Here is a 15706-nt window from a genome sequence, read left to right as displayed (position 1 = left end):
GCCCCTGACGCTGCCGGGTCGGGGTCCGACAGCGCCATGGGCTCACTGTGTATTTCTCTCGAAGCCCCCTCCGCGTTACACCCCGCGTGTCACGCGCCCGGCGAGGCCCCCCATCGTCATGTCGTAGAGGACGGTGGCCAGCTCGTTTCGCCGGTCGCGGAGGTCGCGGCGGAGGTATTCGAGGCTCACCTCGCGGTAGCTGACGGTGAGCACCAGGAGCAGCGCGTCGAGATCGACACCCGGACCGATCGCCGACGGATTCAACGTCACATACGTACGCAACAGGTCGCGGCACCGTTCCTCGATGCGGACCGAACGGTGCGCGGTGAGAGCCAGGTGCGGGGCGTCGTTGAGCAGCGAACCGAGGATGTCGCGATACCTGTCCAGGACGGCGAGGAGCTGGGACTGCAGCGCCGCGTCCTTCAGGAACGTGCCCTTCGCGACGGCCTGCTCGAGCTGCGTCCCGAACGTGGCGGTGGTTTCCTCCATGATCTTGTCGATCAGGACCTCGATGATCTCGTCCTTGTTCGCGAAGTACTGGTACACCGACCCCTTCGAGATCCCGGCGGCCTCGGCGATGGCGTTCGTGCTGCAGCCGGTGTACCCCTTGGCCCGCAAAACCTGACCAGTTGCCGACAAGATGCGCGCGACCGTCTCCTGCGACCGCTGCTGGGAGGGGTCTTTCCGCTGGCCAGTGCCCATTCGCTGAATCCTCCCGATCTGCCGCACAATGCGACTTGTACCCGTCCGATTCGGTGGGGTGAACTGTAACTCACAGCCCCTCGAGCGGGGGCCGAGGCACAAAGACGCCCCCTTCTCGACTACCGAATCGAGTGCACCGCAATGACAGAAACCCAGTCCCGGGAGTCGGCGGCCGGCTTCTCCGACTTCACGCCGCCGCGGCGGTTCGACATGGACTCGGAGTGGGGTCGCCGCTCGATGCGGACGCTGTCGCGGTTCGTGCACGGCGACCCGACGCCCACCGCGGCGGAGCGGGAACTCCACGCCCGGGCGGTGGTCGGTCAGGACGAGATCGGTGCCGCACTGGCGCGGGCCGTCCTCGTCGACAAGACCGTGACGATGGCCCAGTTCTCCCGGGCACTCTCCGACGGCATCGGCAGCGTGCCCGACGCCGCGCCGCCGCTGGTCGCGTTCTTCGATGCAGTGGACAGTCGGCCGTCGTGGGTCGACGACCGCCGCCTCGAGCACGGGGCCGCCGTCTGCCTGCGCAGCGGCATGACCGGACTCGACCTGCTCGCGACCGGTTCGCTGATGAACGGCTACCGCAGCGCGGCCACCTCCCGCCAGCTCGTGGCCACCGGCAGGCTCGTCGGGGACGGCGCCGGTCAGCGGGTCGCCGAGACCGTGCGGTGGTGGTACGAGTGCGTCCTGCCCGACGGCATGGACCGCGACCGCCGGGGCTGGCAGTTGTCCGTGCACGTCCGGTTGATGCACTCGTTCGTGAACCTGACCCTGCTGCAGGACGAGAGTTGGGACGTGTCCGACTGGGGCATGCCGATCAACCAGTCGGATCAGGCCGGGACGCTCGCCCTCTTCTCGACGACGTTCCTCGTCGGACTCCGGTCGCTGGGCGTGTGGGTCTCCGCCGACGAGGGCCGCGACGTCATGCACCTGTGGCGGTACATCGGCTGGCTGATGGGCATCGACGAACACTGGCTGGTCGACGACGAGAACACCGGACGCCGCAACATGTGCCAGATCGGGATGTTCGCACCCGGTCCCGACGACAACTCCAGGGTGCTGGCCGACTCACTGCAGAAGTCGTGGGCCACCTTCCACTACCCGCATGCCGAGTCCCTGCGACGCCGGCTCAACCGCCAGCGTCTGCTCAGCATCCAGCGGTTGTTCTCGGGCAAGCGAGGCATGCAGGAACTCGGATTGCCGGTCGTGCCCGCCTGGTTCGTTCCGCTTGCCCTGGCGGGGAACGGGACGCTGCACGGTGCAGCCAGAGTGAGTCCGGCCGTCCGGGACCGCGTCGGCCGACGCTCCCGGCGGCGAGTCGAGGCGTGGCTCGCCGCCAACGAGACGACGTCGCGGGCTCAGCGGCGCTGGTAGATGCCGCGGACGTACGCCGCCTGCCCGGCATGCTGCAGATCGTCGGAGATGACGCTGATCAACCGGACACCGAGAGTGACTGGCGGATCCCAATTCTCGTCGACAATTCGGTCGAGGTCGTCCGGGCCGATCGACTGGACGTAATCGACGGTGCGGTCGTGCACGGCATCGTGATACCCCCGCAGGAGGTCGGCGCCGGTCCGCACCTTCGCCACCTCGTCCGCGGAGTGCCCGTAACCGATGTCGGCAACCGGGAACGGGAGGTCGAGGCGCTCCACCCACCCGCCGGACGTCCACACCTGCGCGGTGCCCGCGACACCGGCGACGTGGTCGTCCTGCACTCGCGTCAGATGCCAGATCAGCCAGGCGATGGTGTTCGCCTTCGCGTCCACCCGAAACGTGAGGGCGTCGGCGGGGAGATCGGCCAGCGTGGAATGCACGGTCTCCTGAATGCGATCGAAGGCGTCGGTCAACAGCGCGCTATGGTCCACGATCTTCCTTTCGTCGTGTTCACATCACGTTCCACTATGACCCCCCTCGGGCTCACAGAACCGGCACGACATGTCCCCAGTACCCCGGGCGGCCGCCGACCACCACGGCCGGGCTACGCCGGTGACGATCCGAACCGCCGAGCGTCACGGCTTCCGGAGATCGCGGTATGCGTGGGCTCGGGTACTGATCGTCTCGGTCAGGTCGGTGACCGTGGCGGTTCCGTTTTCATGACACGGACCTTGCGATCACGGCGTCGAGGTACCGGCTCGCGGCGTCCTCGACGCGGGCGCCCTCGGCGACCATCGGCCACGCACCGTCCATCCCGCCGACCATGGCCGCGCGGGAGAGGAACCTCTCCCAGAACGCCGGTGACCCGAACTCGCCGCGCCACTGCAGGGCGGGAAGGGTGACCCGGTGCAGGGTGTGCTCGTGGGTGGTCCCGATCGCGCCGTGCACCTGGTGGACGTTGCGCACCGCCACGGCCAGGGCCTGCGAAACGACGCTGCGCGCGACCGCAACGCGGAACTGGGACAGCTCGCCGTCGAGGTCGTCGGTGAGGGCGTCGGCGAGCGCGGTGTCCACGGCAGCGCGGGCCAGCACGGACTCGGCGGCGATGTCGACGACGAGGTTCTGCACGGACTGGAACTTCGCCAGGGCGCGACCGAACTGGCTGCGGGCGGTGGTGTGCTCAATCGCCGAGGCGAGCATGCCGTCCATCGCGCCGACGCACTGCAGTGCACGGGCGAGCGCGCCGCGCAGGACGTACGCCTCGACGGCCGCGGTGGGTACGGGTGACCAGGAGATGCCCTCACCGACGGTGACAGAGCCGGTCGGCACTGCCGAGATGCCCTCAATGGTCGTGATCGTCAACCGGTCGGTTGGCACGTCCGCGAGCTCATGGGTATCGCCGGCGGGGCGCACGCACACGACGGTGGCGGTGGCACCGGCCCACGGGACACCGTGCGCGGTCCCCGAGGAATCGAGCAGCGCGACGGTGGCGGTGGAGTCGGACGAGTCGTCGATCCCGGCGGCGCGCCGGAGCGGCCCGGCCAGCAGGTCAGTCTCGGCGTACGGGACGGCCACACCGGCGGCAGCCGCGGTGCGCAGGAGCGCGGCGGCTTCGGCCCAGCCGGCTCCGCTGCCCCCGGCGTCCTCGGGCGCGGTGAGCCGGGCGACGCCGACCTCCCGCAGAGTCGACCACACGGCGTCGGCGTCGGGCCGGACGTCGGGGCCGGAGAAACCGGAGACGACGTCGGAGAGCATCGCCTGCAGGTCCTCGTCGACGGAGAGGTCGACGGTCGTGGCGGTGGTCATCAGCGCATCCCCAGTCCCCGCGCGATGACGCCGCGCAGAATTTCGTTGGTGCCGCCGCGGAGCGTGAAGCCCGGGCGCTGGTGGAGGCCCGCGCGCAGCAGGCCGTGGATCTCGGCGACCGCGGCGGTGCCGTTCGTGCCGGCGAAACCGGGTGCCAGCTCGTCGCCGAGCCGGGTGGAGACGGTGTCGACGATGTCACCCTCGGTGGCGGTGCCGAGCAGCTTGACGAGGGCTGCCGGAGTGTCGGCGGGTTCACCGCGCTGCAGCGCGCCGGCGATGTTCTGGCTGAGGTTGTGCAGTCCGGCCATCCGGGCCACGGTCCGGCCGAGGTCGCTGCGCTCGGGCAGGGCTCCGGTGGAGATCGCACCGATCTCCGCGGCGAACAGGCGGAACGAGGAGAGGAACCGTTCAGGGCCGCTGCGCTCGAAGGCGAGCTCGGAGTTGACCTGTTCCCAACCGTTACCGAGGGTGCCGAAGACCATTGAGTCCGCCACGAAAACGTCCTCGAGGACGACCTCGTTGAAGTGGTGGTCCCCCGAGAGGGAGACGATCGGCCGGATGGTGACGCCCTCGCTGCGCAGGTCGACGATGAACTGACTCAGACCCGCGTGACGGTGCGAGGTGTCGAGCGGTTCGGTGCGGCACAGCGCGATGAAGGCCTCCGCGTGCTGGGCCCCGGAGGTCCACACCTTGGTCCCGGTGATCCGCCAGCCGCCGTCGACCTGAACGCCCTTGGTGCGGACACTGGCCAGGTCGGAGCCGGAGTCCGGTTCGGACATGCCGATGCCGAAGCAGCACTCGCCGGCGGCGATGCGGGGCAGGTAATCGTGCTTCTGCTCCTCGGTACCGTAGCGAAGCAGGGACGGGGCGATCTGTCGGTCGGCGACCCACTGCGCGGCGACGGGGGCGCCCACGGAGAGCAGTTCCTCGGTGACGACGAAGCGCTCGAGGTGGGTTCGGCCGCGGCCACCGAACTCCGTGGGGATCGTCATCCCGACCCAGCCGCGTTCGGCGAGGCGTCGGGTGAAGTCCTCGTCCCAGCGGGTGAGCCAGGTGTCGATCCAGGGTATGAACCGCCCGGCGTCGACCTCCTCGGCGAGAAACGCGCGTACCTCGGCACGCAGGGCGTTCATCTCATCGGTCGCCACCGTGGTCGGTGGCGCGAGAGTCGAACTCATGGGGCCTCCTGATGAGTCCTGCCCGGGCAGCGCCCGGGCGATCGGGGTCGACTGTGCCGCTGTTCGGGGAGTGCGCACAGTCAAATCGAGGGTCAGTCCAGACCGCGGGTCGCCCTGCCGCGGAGGATGCCCCGCATCACTTGGAAAGTGTCCCAGAAACGCCAGAGATACACAATAGCGAAGCGGACTACGTATATACGCTATCTGTTGAGCGCGAATGCATTGCTACGCTTTCGCAATGACGGAAACTTCTCCGGCCGCCGGAGCCGTACCTTTCGAGCAGGTTCCCGAGCGTCCCCGCCATCGCATGATCGACCGGGTCGCGGCAATCCTCGAACTCGTCGCCCGCTCCGGTGCCGGTCTCACCCTCACGGCCGTGGCAAAGGCTCTCAACGCCCCAGTGAGTTCGGTGCATGGGCTGCTCAACGGTCTCGTCGCCGTCGGCTACCTCGACGAACGCGACCGTGTCTACACCCTCGGTACAGCGCCCTACCTGCTCAACGTCATCGCGGGACGCCCCCCGGTCACGTCGATAAGTCACGAACAGCTCCAGCAAGTGCACGCCGAGGCCGGACTGACCATCGCGCTGTCCACCTCGGTGGGCGACGACCTGTTCTACGTTGACCACGTCTCCTCTGAACCGGAGTACGCGTACCTGGCGGAGAACCGCCTGCGGCGCTCCCTGCTGCGCACGTCCGCGGGGTGGCTGCTACTGGCCGACCGCGAGCAGCGCGACATCTGGGCCTACCTCAACTCCCGCCCGGTGGCCGACGCCGACTACATCGAGCAGTTCCTCTACGCCCTCGAGGCGCTACGGGCCACCGGCGTGTGTGCAGCCCCGGGCGTGGCTGTCGAACGCGGTGACGGCGTGTCGGTGGCTCTCCGGGAACGCGGCCGAACCATCGCCACACTCGGTGTGGTCGGCGTTCGCGAGACGATCATAGAGCGGCGCGACGAGCTCGCTAAGATCTGTCTCCGGCACGCCGAGGAGTGGGGCTTTCGCTGACCGCTAGGCGCGCGACTCCGTGCGAATGCCGAGTGCACGAACGTTCTCACAAGATGTAGGCCGAACGCGATCTCTCGGGTCAACGCCCCTGATACTTGCCGGCGCGTTTGCCCGCGAACGCCGTCAGCGCCTCACGGTGGACCTCGGTGTGATGCGCGAGCGCCCACGGAGCGGCCGACAGCTCGAGAGCAGTGACTCCAACGGCTGGTGCTGGGACTCCCGCAACAGGAGAGCTTCGTGCCACTGGGGTCGTTCCCGGTGCGGCGAAGAACGCGCGGGGCGAGGCGACCCGCAGGTTAGTCGAGCACATCGGGTTCGCTCATACCGAGGGCGATCTCACGACGTTGATGGCGGTGACCAGGGGCAGGATCGACGCTGATCAGACGCGTCTCGAGCTGGAGCTGGAGCCGGAGTCGCAGGTCTGCGCGGGAGGGAATGCGGTGGTGCGCTCGCACTACAGCGAGGTCCTGTGGGCCGACCTGGCCGGGACGTATTAGGCGCTGGGGTTCGATGAGATCGGCGATGAGACATTCAAAGTCGCTAGTGTGCGCCCGACTGATCGAGCCGAACAGCAAACTCGACACGACCGGGCGCTCGAAGACATCAGCGTCCAGGCACCCCCCGGAACACCATCAACGCCAACCTGCGGGGCTGTCGTTCATCGTCGCCTCCCGAACCTCCAAGGCCCCCAGGGAACTCGAGGATCACTTCGGCCGCCGCGGTAACACTATCGCCGAAGGTGACACCGCGGAGCTGACCCGCTCGATGGGCCACGGCCCTGACCGGCGCGACCGCAGGGTGGTGTGGCACTAAAAGTGGCAGCGCGCCCAACGCGACCGGCGCACCACTAACGCGCAGATCGACCGCACCCAGCGCGTAGGCGACCTGGCAGAACCACTACGAAGGTAACGATCCGTCAAGGTCACCGGACGAGCGTCATCCTGGATGAGGCATCAATCGAGCGGGCCCGCCAGTCCGCCGGCCACACGGGCTACGTCACCGACATCGAGCCGACGGTGATGGTCGGAAATGCGGTCGTGGCCGCCTATCACACCCTGCGGAAAGTCGAGCAGTTCTTCCGCCTCGCCAAGTCCGAACTGAAGGCCCGACCGGTCTTCCACCGCACCCGCGAGTCGATCGAGGCGTACCCGACCATCGTGCTCGCCGCTCCAGCCATCGCCCGCCCGCGCCGCGCGGCCAACGCAGCAGAACACTACTGAAGCGTCCGTGTTTTACGTAGTTATGAATTATTCTCTGTAGTTGCGGACTTGAAGCCTGAAGCCTATGGTGTACACCACATCCCAAGCGAGACTTGGTCGCAGTCACACAGGTTCCAGGTCTCGCACCCCTCCAGCTCGTTCGGCCCTCTAATCACCTCTGATCAAAGGGCTACAGCGAGCGGCAACCCTGCCCCATCTCAGTGTTCGAAAGGTCCAAATCGATGACCGCAATCCACGCTCCAAAGAACGACCTGGCACAGTCTGCGGAAACACCTACCTATGACGTCATCGTTGTCGGTGGCGGTTTCGGTGGCATCTATCAGCTACGCCATCTTCGGGACCGGGGATTCTCTGTGATCCTCCTTGAAGCCAGTGGCGGTTTCGGCGGGGCATGGAGCCTCAATCGCTATCCGGGAGCAAGGGTGGACAGCCACGCACCGGTATATCAGTTCACTGACGAATACCTCTGGAAGGATTGGGACTTCTCGCAGATGTACCCCGATCATGAGGAAATGCGTAGCTATTTCAATTATGTTGATTCCAAACTGGACCTGAGCAAGGACAGTCGATTCAACACTAAGGTCGTGGGCGCGACATTCGACGAAGAGCAGCGGATGTGGAGCCTCGAAACACAGGACGGAGCCACTTTCCGGGCAAGGTTTGTGGTGTTCGCGACAGGGTCGACCACGGAACCCTACACACCATCCATCCCAGATATGGATGCGTACCAAGGAGAACTGGTTCATACCGCCCGATGGCGTTCCGATCTGGACATGACGGGAAAGCGCGTCGCGATTATCGGAACTGGCGCAAGCGCTGTTCAGGTAGTGCAGGAAGCAGGCCCAATAGTCGAAAACCTCACGGTTTTCCAGCGCACTCCGAATATTTCGTTGCCTATGCAACAGAAGTACTTGGACGATGAGGAACAAGCCGCCCTCAAGAACAAAATGCCCGATGTTGCCGCGAAATGTCGCGAAACCCACGCAGCGATCGACTACGACTTTGACCCCCGGAGCGGTTTCGAAACCCCGGAGGACGAGCGCAATGCTGTCTTTGAGCGCCTCTGGAATCAGGGCGGATTCGCATTCTGGCTGGGAAATTTCTCGGACTATCTATTCAATGACAAAACAAATGCGCTGACATATGAGTTCTGGAAGAACAAGATCAAGCCCCAGATCAAAGACCCAGTCAAAGCAGAGCTGTTGGTCCCAGAAATCGCCCCTCACCCCTTCGGAGCCAAGCGGCCGGCCCTCCATCAAAACTATTATGAGGTGATGAATCAGACGAACGTCTCTCTTGTCTCCACCAAAGAGACCCCGATCGTCGGATTCACCGAAACTGGGATTCGCACAGCCGACGGAGTCGAGCACGGCGGGTTTGACATTATCGTTCTCGCCACAGGCTTCAACAACAACACCGGCGCACTAACCTCGATCGACGTTCAGAACGCGAATGGCGTCACTTTACGTGACAAATGGAGCCAGGGCGTAGACGCGTACCTCGGAGCAGTCACAGCCGGGTTCCCGAACGCCATTTTCGTCTACGGCCCCCAGAGTCCTGCTGCATTTGCGAACGGGTCCACGAACGCCGAGCTTCAGGGCGAGGTCATGGTCGACTTCTTCGAATTTCTTCGGTCAAACGGACTCACCCGTTTCGAATCGACAGTTGAAGCGGACAAAGCTTGGACCGCGCACATCAACGAGACCGACGACACGGCGCTATTCAATCGGGCCAAGTCTTGGTATAACGGGGGCAACATTCCGGGCAAGAAAATGCAGATGCTGCAGTATCTAAACGGCGTGCCGACATACTTGCAGTTCTGGCAGAAGGAAAAGGAGTCCGGATATACCGATGGGCTGACCGTGTCATGACTTTTCATCACTTGGTCGCTATATCATGGACCCGGTCGATCGATGACTCGAATATATCGGCTTTCGCAATTGCGCTTGATCAGCTGTCCGCCGAATGTACAGAACTGCTACATGCCTACGCTCATGGAAGAGACATCAGTTCGCGCGACGTGAGCAGCGACTACGGGATTTCCGCTGCGTTTCATGATCCAACAGGCTATGCCGAGTACGACGTGCATCCTGCTCATATTCGCGCAAAGGAGCTGCTCTCCAAGTTCGCGGCGAAATACACCGTAGTGCAATTTGAGGCGTGACTAGCGCCTAGGATGCGTTAACTCGAAGCTGCAATCGCCATATCTACCACCGAAAGGGCAGGCAATGAAGAACCATTCACTGCAGACAATATCCAGTGGGCATGGCTACCTCGAAGCACCACGCTGGCACGATGGTCGACTATGGGCCAGCGACTTTTTTGGCAAGCACGTCCTTCATTTCGAAGAGGACGGCAGCCACACTGCATTCGCGACGCTCGAAGAGTCACCGTCTGGGCTCGGTTTCCTACAGGATGGATCGGTCTTAGTGGTCCTCTTGGATCCGACGAAGAAGAAGGTTGTGCGCATCGCGTCCGACGGATCCGTCAGCGAGTACGCCGATATCGCGCATATCGCCCGCGGAATGGCAAACGACATGCTGGTATCGCCGTCCGGACATGCCTACATTGGTAACTTTGGCTTTGACCTCGGGGCTGAGGATCCGAAGGCAACAACTTTGGCCCACGTAACACCCGAGGGCAACGTAAGCAGAGTTGAAGGCGATGCGACATTCCCGAACGGAGCTGCTCTTAGCGCGGACGGTCGAACTTTGCTCCTCGCGGAGACTTTCGGTCACCGGATTGATGCTTTTGACGTAAACGCCGATGGTTCCTTGACTAATTTCCGAGTGTGGGCACAACTCGACGAGAGCATGCACCCTGACGGGATTGCACTGGACACCGAAGGTGGCGTCTGGTTCGGCAATGGCCTGACCAACGGCCCGGAGAGCGGCTTCTATCGCGTTGAGGAGGGCGGCGAGATCACCGATTCCGTTCTCGTGCCTGACGCCTGGGCTGTTGCGTGCACGTTCGGCGGATCGGACCTGGATGTGCTGTACATGTTTTGCAATGCGACCACTCTCGAGCAGTTCGGTGAAGGTAAGTCACAAGGCACCGTCCGCACCGCGCAGGTGAATCGACGTGGCGTCGCACAGTAGGCCGGCCTGAATCTCCCTAGAGGTGGGCCGTCCGTGCGGAGTTCGATCGGGCCCGAGACGGCCCGAGACGGCCCGATCGGTACTCCGTCCGTACGGAGTTCGATCGGGCCCGAGACGGACCGATCGGTACGGTGCCGAGCAGTCATCTAGTCATGCGCTTCAACTGTAGACGCTCCAGCGCTTTGCCCTTCGTTTGGCTGCGGCAGCGTATTGACCGTAATCGTCTTTCGTAAGCAACCTTGGAAGACAAGGTATATGACCACTTTAGAGAGGTTACATTATGCCCCCATCCGGTGGCGCCGACCGCAGACAGTTTTATATTAACGGTCAGTGGCGAGAGGCTGTCGACCCAGAATTATTTACTATTGCAGAAGCAGCAACCGAGCGGCCGCTGGGCGTTGCCGCAATGGGTGGTCCTTCGGAGATTGACGAAGCTGTTTTGGCCGCGCGGGCGGCACTCGACAACGGCCCCTGGGGGCGTTCCACCCCGCACGAACGGGCCGAGACTATGCGGCGGTTCGCCGATAGCCTCGAGCGCCGAGGAGAATCCACCGCGCGCTTGGTCAGTCAGCAGAATGGCATGATTAGGCCTTTATCGATTATCAGTAACGCTGCGGCCCCGGTAGCGGTACTGCGTTCAATGGCTGAGCTCGCCGAGGCACGGACTTTTGAGACTCGCCGCCCCAGCAAGAAGGGGCACACCATTGTGCGGCAAGAGCCAGTCGGTGTTGTTGGTGCAATCGTTGCGTGGAACTATCCTCAGTTGCTGGCTATGGCCAAGATCGCTCCTGCTCTCGCCGCTGGGTGCACTATCGTTTTGAAACCAGCCCCCGAAACTGCGCTTGACGCCTACGTGCTCGGGGAAGCAGCGGAAGATGCAGGTCTGCCGCCTGGAGTCCTCAACATTGTTGCTGGTGGCGTTCGCGCGGGCGAGGCCCTTGTGGCCCATCCGGGTGTGGACAAGATTGCATTTACCGGGTCAACGGCTGCAGGGCAGGCGATAGGCGAGGCGGCAGGCCGGTCCCTCAAGAGGGTATCGCTCGAGCTCGGTGGCAAGTCGGCGGCCGTTGTGCTCCCTGATGCGGATCTGGATGTCTTCGCTAGGAGCCTGGACGACGCTGTGTTCAAGAACGGGGGGCAGACGTGCACCACAAACTCCCGTATCTTGGTTCCCCATGGTCGTTCCCAGGAAGTTCTAGATGTCCTGGCTGCCTATGTGGATGATCTGGCGATGGGGGACCCGCTTGACGACGCGGTCACTTTGGGCCCGATGGTGAGCGATCAACACCGAGAGCGAGTTAGAAACTATATCCGGCTTGGGGAGTCTGAGGGATTCCAGCTTGTCCGTGGCGGCGCCGAGCCGCCTGATGGCCTAACGCGAGGGTGGTTTGTTTCGCCTACTATTTTTGGAGGCGTGGACAATAACAGTCGACTGGCGCAGGAGGAGATATTCGGTCCTGTCATCTCCGTTATCCCGTACGGGTCCGAGGATGAGGCCGTTCGTATCGCAAATGACACCGTCTTCGGTTTGGGCGGGGTCGTCTTTACTGAGGATCACGAGCATGGCCTAGATATCGCGTCACGTATCAGGTCTGGCACAATGGGGATCAATTATTTTTCGATGGACATGGGCTCCCCCTTCGGGGGCGTGAAGCACAGCGGAATTGGGCGAGAATTCGGCCCTGAGGCGCTGGATTACTATCTTGAATACAGGTCCATCTATGTCTAGTCGCCTCGGAGCCTTCCGACCCCACTCCCTGTTCAAGGGGATGCCTAGAGGCTTCATGATTTACCTTCCCCCTCGGCCGGCCCGACCCTTCAATACCCACCAGAATGAGCAGCCATGACCAACTCGACAGTCAACGCCCTTTCGGCCGACGCCTGGGACGCCTCTTCCAATTCAGCCGCGCTGCCTCCGCGGACTGGCGCGCTCACAGACATTCGCGTCGTCGACCTGTCGCGGGTGCTCGCCGGACCACTGTGCGGGCAGATGCTTGCTGACCACGGTGCGGACGTAACGAAAGTAGAGCCACCAGCCGGCGACGAAACCCGCGGTTGGGGCCCGCCGTTCGTCAGAGAAGACCACAGCACGTACTTCGACGGGCTCAACCGCAACAAGCGCAACATCAGCGTCGACCTACGAATCGAGGAAGGACAGCAACTCCTGCGCCGAATGCTCGCCGAGGCCGACGTCGTGATCGAGAATTTCAAGGCCGGGACGCTCGAGAAGTGGGGCCTGGGAGACGAAGTACTCGCCGCGGAGTTCCCGCGCCTCGTACACTGCCGGATCACCGGGTACGGAACCGACGGGCCGCTTGGTGGCGCGCCCGGGTACGACGCAGTGCTTCAGGCACTGTCCGGGCTGATGAGTATCAACGGCGAAGCTGACGGCGAGGCGATGCGGATCGGGATCCCGCTGGTGGATATCATCACCGGCCTCAATGCGATGAACGGCATCCTCATGGCACTGCACGTGCGGCGCGAGACCGGGCGCGGGCAGCTTGTCGACCTCGCGCTGCTCGACAGCGCGGTGTCGATCCTGCACCCACACGCCGGCAAATGGTTTGCTACCGGCGTCGCGCCGGAACGCACCGGCGTCGCCCATCCCACCATCTGTCCTTACGAGACGTTCATCTGCAGTGACGGACCGTTCTTCATTGGTGCCGGTAACGACCGGCAGTTCCGGTCGCTCGCCAACGCGTTGGACGCGCCCGGGCTCGCCGAGGACCCACGGTTCACGACGAATACCGATCGTATGGCGAACGCAGTACAGCTGCGCAAGGTCCTCGGCGGACTCATCGGCGGTTGGCAGCGCGAGGCCCTGGCCGCCGCGCTTCGACTGGCCGGTGTTCCCTCGGGGGCCGTGAACAACGTCGGGGAGGCACTCAACCTTCCGCAGGTGCGGCACCGAAAGATGGTGATCGAATGCGACGGGTACCGAGGTGTCGGCGTACCAGTAAAGCTGTCCGAGTCCCCCGGTTCGGTGCGATTCGGCCCTCGCCACCGCGGCGCCGACACCGACGCTGTTCTCGCCGAGCTCGGATTTTCCGAGAACGAGGTTGCGTCTCTACGCGGCTCCGGGGTATTGCCGGAGTAGCGGGGCCGCAACACCCGTGAATTCCGTCATTCGGGGGCGTTCCGAGGACGGCATACCGATTGCAGCACAGTGGTTACGAACTCCGGTCCGTTGTCCATCCGCAACACCAGCGGCGGTCCACCCTACAGCGCGAACGCCTTGTCCAACTCGATCAAAGCGAGCCATAGCACCGGCCTGGAAGTAAGCGATCATCGAAACCTTCGTCGCCCCGCACTGCCCATTCGTCGTCCCCGTCGAAGACACCGAGCAGCACCGCATGCTCGGGAGGCTCGAAGTAGCGGTCGGAGTACGGTTCCAGCAGCACATGCTTCTCCGTGAGACGAACCTGCCCGAGCCCGTCGACTCGCAGAAGTCGCGCCGTCGGCCACTCCTCCCGCAGCGCCTCGGCGTCGTCGCGCAGTGCGGCGGGGCGGTCGAGGCCACTACGCGAAGTCGCGGCCAGTCGCGATCGAGTTCGATCATAGATTCACGCCCAATCTCGTAATGGTGTTTCACAATTGCTCAGACAACTCATGCTCGTGCCGCGCGCCTTCGCCCATCAACTCTGAAAGCCCCGGAGGGCTCGCCTTCCAGGCACCGTACCTACCGACGCGTCATCAACGCGGTTATTTCACAGATGATCTTATCCACAATGAAGAATGGCTATCTGAAACTTACTTGACTGCAAGCTAAGTGACACGACGCACCAACCTTGTATCATCATATCCGTTGCACCCCAACCTTTTTAATCGATACTCAAGGCTGTTACCCTTGGCCGTGGCACGGTTCCCGCCGATCAACTGATCTCGATTAGCGAAGTGGTTTGTCGAGTGCCTTTCCCCAACAAAAACCCTCAAGGAGCACGCTATGCCGCTGTTGCATGTGACCCAGACCCCCGGCCAATCCGCCGAAGCGAAGCGTGAGCTATTGAAAAAGCTGACCGCTGCATACGTGGACGCGACAGGAGCGAAACCGGCAAGTGTCTGGGTGACGATCGAAGAAGTGTCGAAGGACGATTGGGCCATCGGCGGTGAGACTCTGACCGAACGAGCCTCGAAGCCGGCCTGACCGACTTTCGGCGAGCGACTCCGACTTCTCGTTCGGCCACCTCGGTCGCGCGAGAGGCCGGAACCCACCCTCGGTTCTCACTGAACGTCGGCGCCCCCGATCAACTGGACGTGGTGCCCTCCGCTCACCTGCTGAGCGGAGGGCACCACGTCGAGAAACTCGTCGATTCCATCAAATGTTGCGGAAACGGCGTAGTCGGCGTTGCCGTCCTTGATTCCGAGATCTCGGCCGTGCCGATACTGAACAATCTGCGGACTGCAGCCGAAGTCGGGACCGACAACTACAAGTCAGTCATCGTGACTGATTGACCCTCACACAAGGAGCAACTTTCATGGATGATCCCGTTCTCGTCCAGCGCGACGGTGTTATCGAGACCTGGACAATCAATCTGCCCGAAGAACGCAACCCGATCTCCGGCGAGGACGTGATCGACGCGCTCGTTGAATGCGTGGCCGCTGTCAATGCCAGCCATGAGACCAGAGCAGTCATCGTGACGGGCGCCGGTTCCGCGTTCTCGGCCGGCGGTAACGTGAAGGACATGGCGGAAGGCCGCGGGCTCTTCGGAGGCAAGCCTCACCAGCAGCGCGAGGGCTATCGGAAGGGAATTCAACGTATTCCTCGGGCTATGTACAACTGCGACGTCCCCCTGATTGCGGCGGTGAACGGCCCCGCAGTGGGCGCCGGCTGCGATCTCGCGCTCATGTGTGACATGCGGATCGCCTCCGACACGGCCTTCTTCGCAGAAAGCTTCGTCAAGCTGGGCATTATTCCCGGGGACGGTGGAGCGTGGTTGCTGCCACGCGCGATCGGCGCGGCCCGCGCTGCCGAGATGACGTTGACCGGGGACCGCGTCGACGCGGCGACTGCACTGGAATGGGGGCTGGTCTCCCGGGTCGTCGCCCCGGAGCAGCTGCTCGACGAGGCGCGCGGGCTGGCGGAGCGCGTAGCGGTCAATCCGCCGAACTCGGTGCGGATGGCAAAGAAGCTTTTGCGTGAGTCCCAGCATCTGAGTCTCGATAGTTTGCTCGAGTTGTCCGCTGCCATGCAAGCGCTGTCCCATCACACCGCCGACCACCGGGAGGCCGTCAGCGCGTTCATGGAGAAGCGTCCGGGTTCCTTCACAGGTGAGTAGCACCTGAATCGCTCGAGGCTGGGTCGGTATCACCGGAGAATGACCG

At 63.5% G+C, this 15706-nt stretch carries 16 protein-coding genes; 11 read left to right on the top strand and 5 right to left on the bottom strand.

All coding sequences use genetic code 11. The features are described from left to right. Nucleotides 1-75 precede the first annotated feature (75 nt). Nucleotides 76-702: a TetR/AcrR family transcriptional regulator gene (locus JVH1_RS21460; protein ID WP_009475822.1), complete on the bottom strand. Its 627-nt coding sequence runs from the start codon at nt 700-702 to the stop codon at nt 76-78. Between the two features lie 141 nt (nt 703-843). On the opposite strand from JVH1_RS21460, the gene JVH1_RS21455 reads away from it, so the two are divergent. Further along, a complete protein-coding gene (locus JVH1_RS21455; RefSeq protein ID WP_009475823.1) occupies nt 844-2076 on the top strand; it encodes an oxygenase MpaB family protein in 1233 nt (410 codons plus the stop codon). Here JVH1_RS21455 and JVH1_RS21450 read toward each other — a convergent pair. From JVH1_RS21450 to JVH1_RS21440, 3 genes are all read right to left on the bottom strand, one after another. After that, nucleotides 2061-2567, bottom strand: a complete 507-nt coding sequence (locus JVH1_RS21450; protein WP_009475824.1) for a DUF664 domain-containing protein — start codon at nt 2565-2567, stop codon at nt 2061-2063. The two genes, JVH1_RS21455 and JVH1_RS21450, sit on opposite strands and share 16 nt — an antisense overlap. 226 nt (nt 2568-2793) lie before the next feature. Further along, a complete protein-coding gene (locus JVH1_RS21445) occupies nt 2794-3882 on the bottom strand; it encodes an acyl-CoA dehydrogenase family protein (RefSeq protein ID WP_009475826.1) in 1089 nt (362 codons plus the stop codon). After that, the gene (locus tag JVH1_RS21440; protein WP_009475827.1) at nt 3882-5060 is read right to left on the bottom strand and encodes an acyl-CoA dehydrogenase family protein; all 1179 of its coding nucleotides are present in this window, start codon (nt 5058-5060) and stop codon (nt 3882-3884) included. Before JVH1_RS21440 ends, JVH1_RS21445 begins: the two co-directional genes overlap by 1 nt. A 238-nt stretch (nt 5061-5298) precedes the next feature. Here JVH1_RS21440 and JVH1_RS21435 point away from each other — a divergent pair, with 238 nt between their 5' ends. The 8 genes from JVH1_RS21435 to JVH1_RS21400 all read left to right on the top strand — a co-directional run bounded on the left by JVH1_RS21435 (nt 5299) and on the right by JVH1_RS21400 (nt 13481). Continuing rightward, a complete protein-coding gene (locus JVH1_RS21435) occupies nt 5299-6066 on the top strand; it encodes an IclR family transcriptional regulator (RefSeq protein WP_009475828.1) in 768 nt (255 codons plus the stop codon). A gap of 353 nt (nt 6067-6419) precedes the next feature. Then, entirely contained in the window at nt 6420-6563 is a 144-nt protein-coding gene (locus JVH1_RS21430; protein WP_237735162.1) for a hypothetical protein, read from the top strand. A gap of 519 nt (nt 6564-7082) precedes the next feature. Continuing rightward, nucleotides 7083-7286, top strand: coding sequence for a hypothetical protein (locus JVH1_RS21425; protein WP_009475832.1), 204 nt, complete (start codon nt 7083-7085; stop codon nt 7284-7286). Between the two features lie 221 nt (nt 7287-7507). Further along, nucleotides 7508-9157: an NAD(P)/FAD-dependent oxidoreductase gene (locus JVH1_RS21420; protein WP_009475833.1), complete on the top strand. Its 1650-nt coding sequence runs from the start codon at nt 7508-7510 to the stop codon at nt 9155-9157. Beyond that, entirely contained in the window at nt 9154-9450 is a 297-nt protein-coding gene (locus tag JVH1_RS21415; protein WP_083849750.1) for a Dabb family protein, read from the top strand. The genes JVH1_RS21420 and JVH1_RS21415 overlap by 4 nt, the downstream gene beginning before the upstream one ends. A gap of 64 nt (nt 9451-9514) precedes the next feature. Further along, nucleotides 9515-10384, top strand: coding sequence for an SMP-30/gluconolactonase/LRE family protein (locus JVH1_RS21410; RefSeq protein WP_029539022.1), 870 nt, complete (start codon nt 9515-9517; stop codon nt 10382-10384). A gap of 280 nt (nt 10385-10664) precedes the next feature. Next, on the top strand, nt 10665-12113 hold the full coding sequence (locus JVH1_RS21405) for an aldehyde dehydrogenase (RefSeq protein ID WP_009475836.1): 1449 nt from the start codon (nt 10665-10667) through the stop codon (nt 12111-12113). Nucleotides 12114-12227: 114 nt separating this feature from the next. Then, nucleotides 12228-13481 (top strand): CaiB/BaiF CoA-transferase family protein, encoded by a 1254-nt coding sequence (locus tag JVH1_RS21400; RefSeq protein WP_009475837.1) that lies wholly within the window; start codon nt 12228-12230, stop codon nt 13479-13481. 151 nt (nt 13482-13632) lie between these two features. On the opposite strand, the gene JVH1_RS21395 is transcribed toward JVH1_RS21400, so the two are convergent. Continuing rightward, on the bottom strand, nt 13633-13785 hold the full coding sequence (locus JVH1_RS21395; RefSeq protein ID WP_009475838.1) for a hypothetical protein: 153 nt from the start codon (nt 13783-13785) through the stop codon (nt 13633-13635). Between the two features lie 542 nt (nt 13786-14327). Here JVH1_RS21395 and JVH1_RS21390 point away from each other — a divergent pair. Beyond that, a complete protein-coding gene (locus tag JVH1_RS21390; RefSeq protein WP_005264727.1) occupies nt 14328-14528 on the top strand; it encodes a 4-oxalocrotonate tautomerase family protein in 201 nt (66 codons plus the stop codon). A gap of 331 nt (nt 14529-14859) precedes the next feature. Beyond that, complete coding sequence (locus JVH1_RS21385) at nt 14860-15660, top strand: crotonase/enoyl-CoA hydratase family protein (RefSeq protein ID WP_009475841.1); 801 nt, start codon at nt 14860-14862, stop codon at nt 15658-15660. Nucleotides 15661-15706 lie beyond the last annotated feature (46 nt).

The sequence above is a fragment of the Rhodococcus sp. JVH1 genome, from assembly GCF_000280725.2.
Classification (GTDB): Bacteria; Actinomycetota; Actinomycetes; order Mycobacteriales; family Mycobacteriaceae; genus Rhodococcus_F; species Rhodococcus_F jostii_A.
The sequence above is the reverse complement of the archived record's forward strand: the minus strand, read 5'-3'. Positions and strand labels throughout refer to the sequence as shown.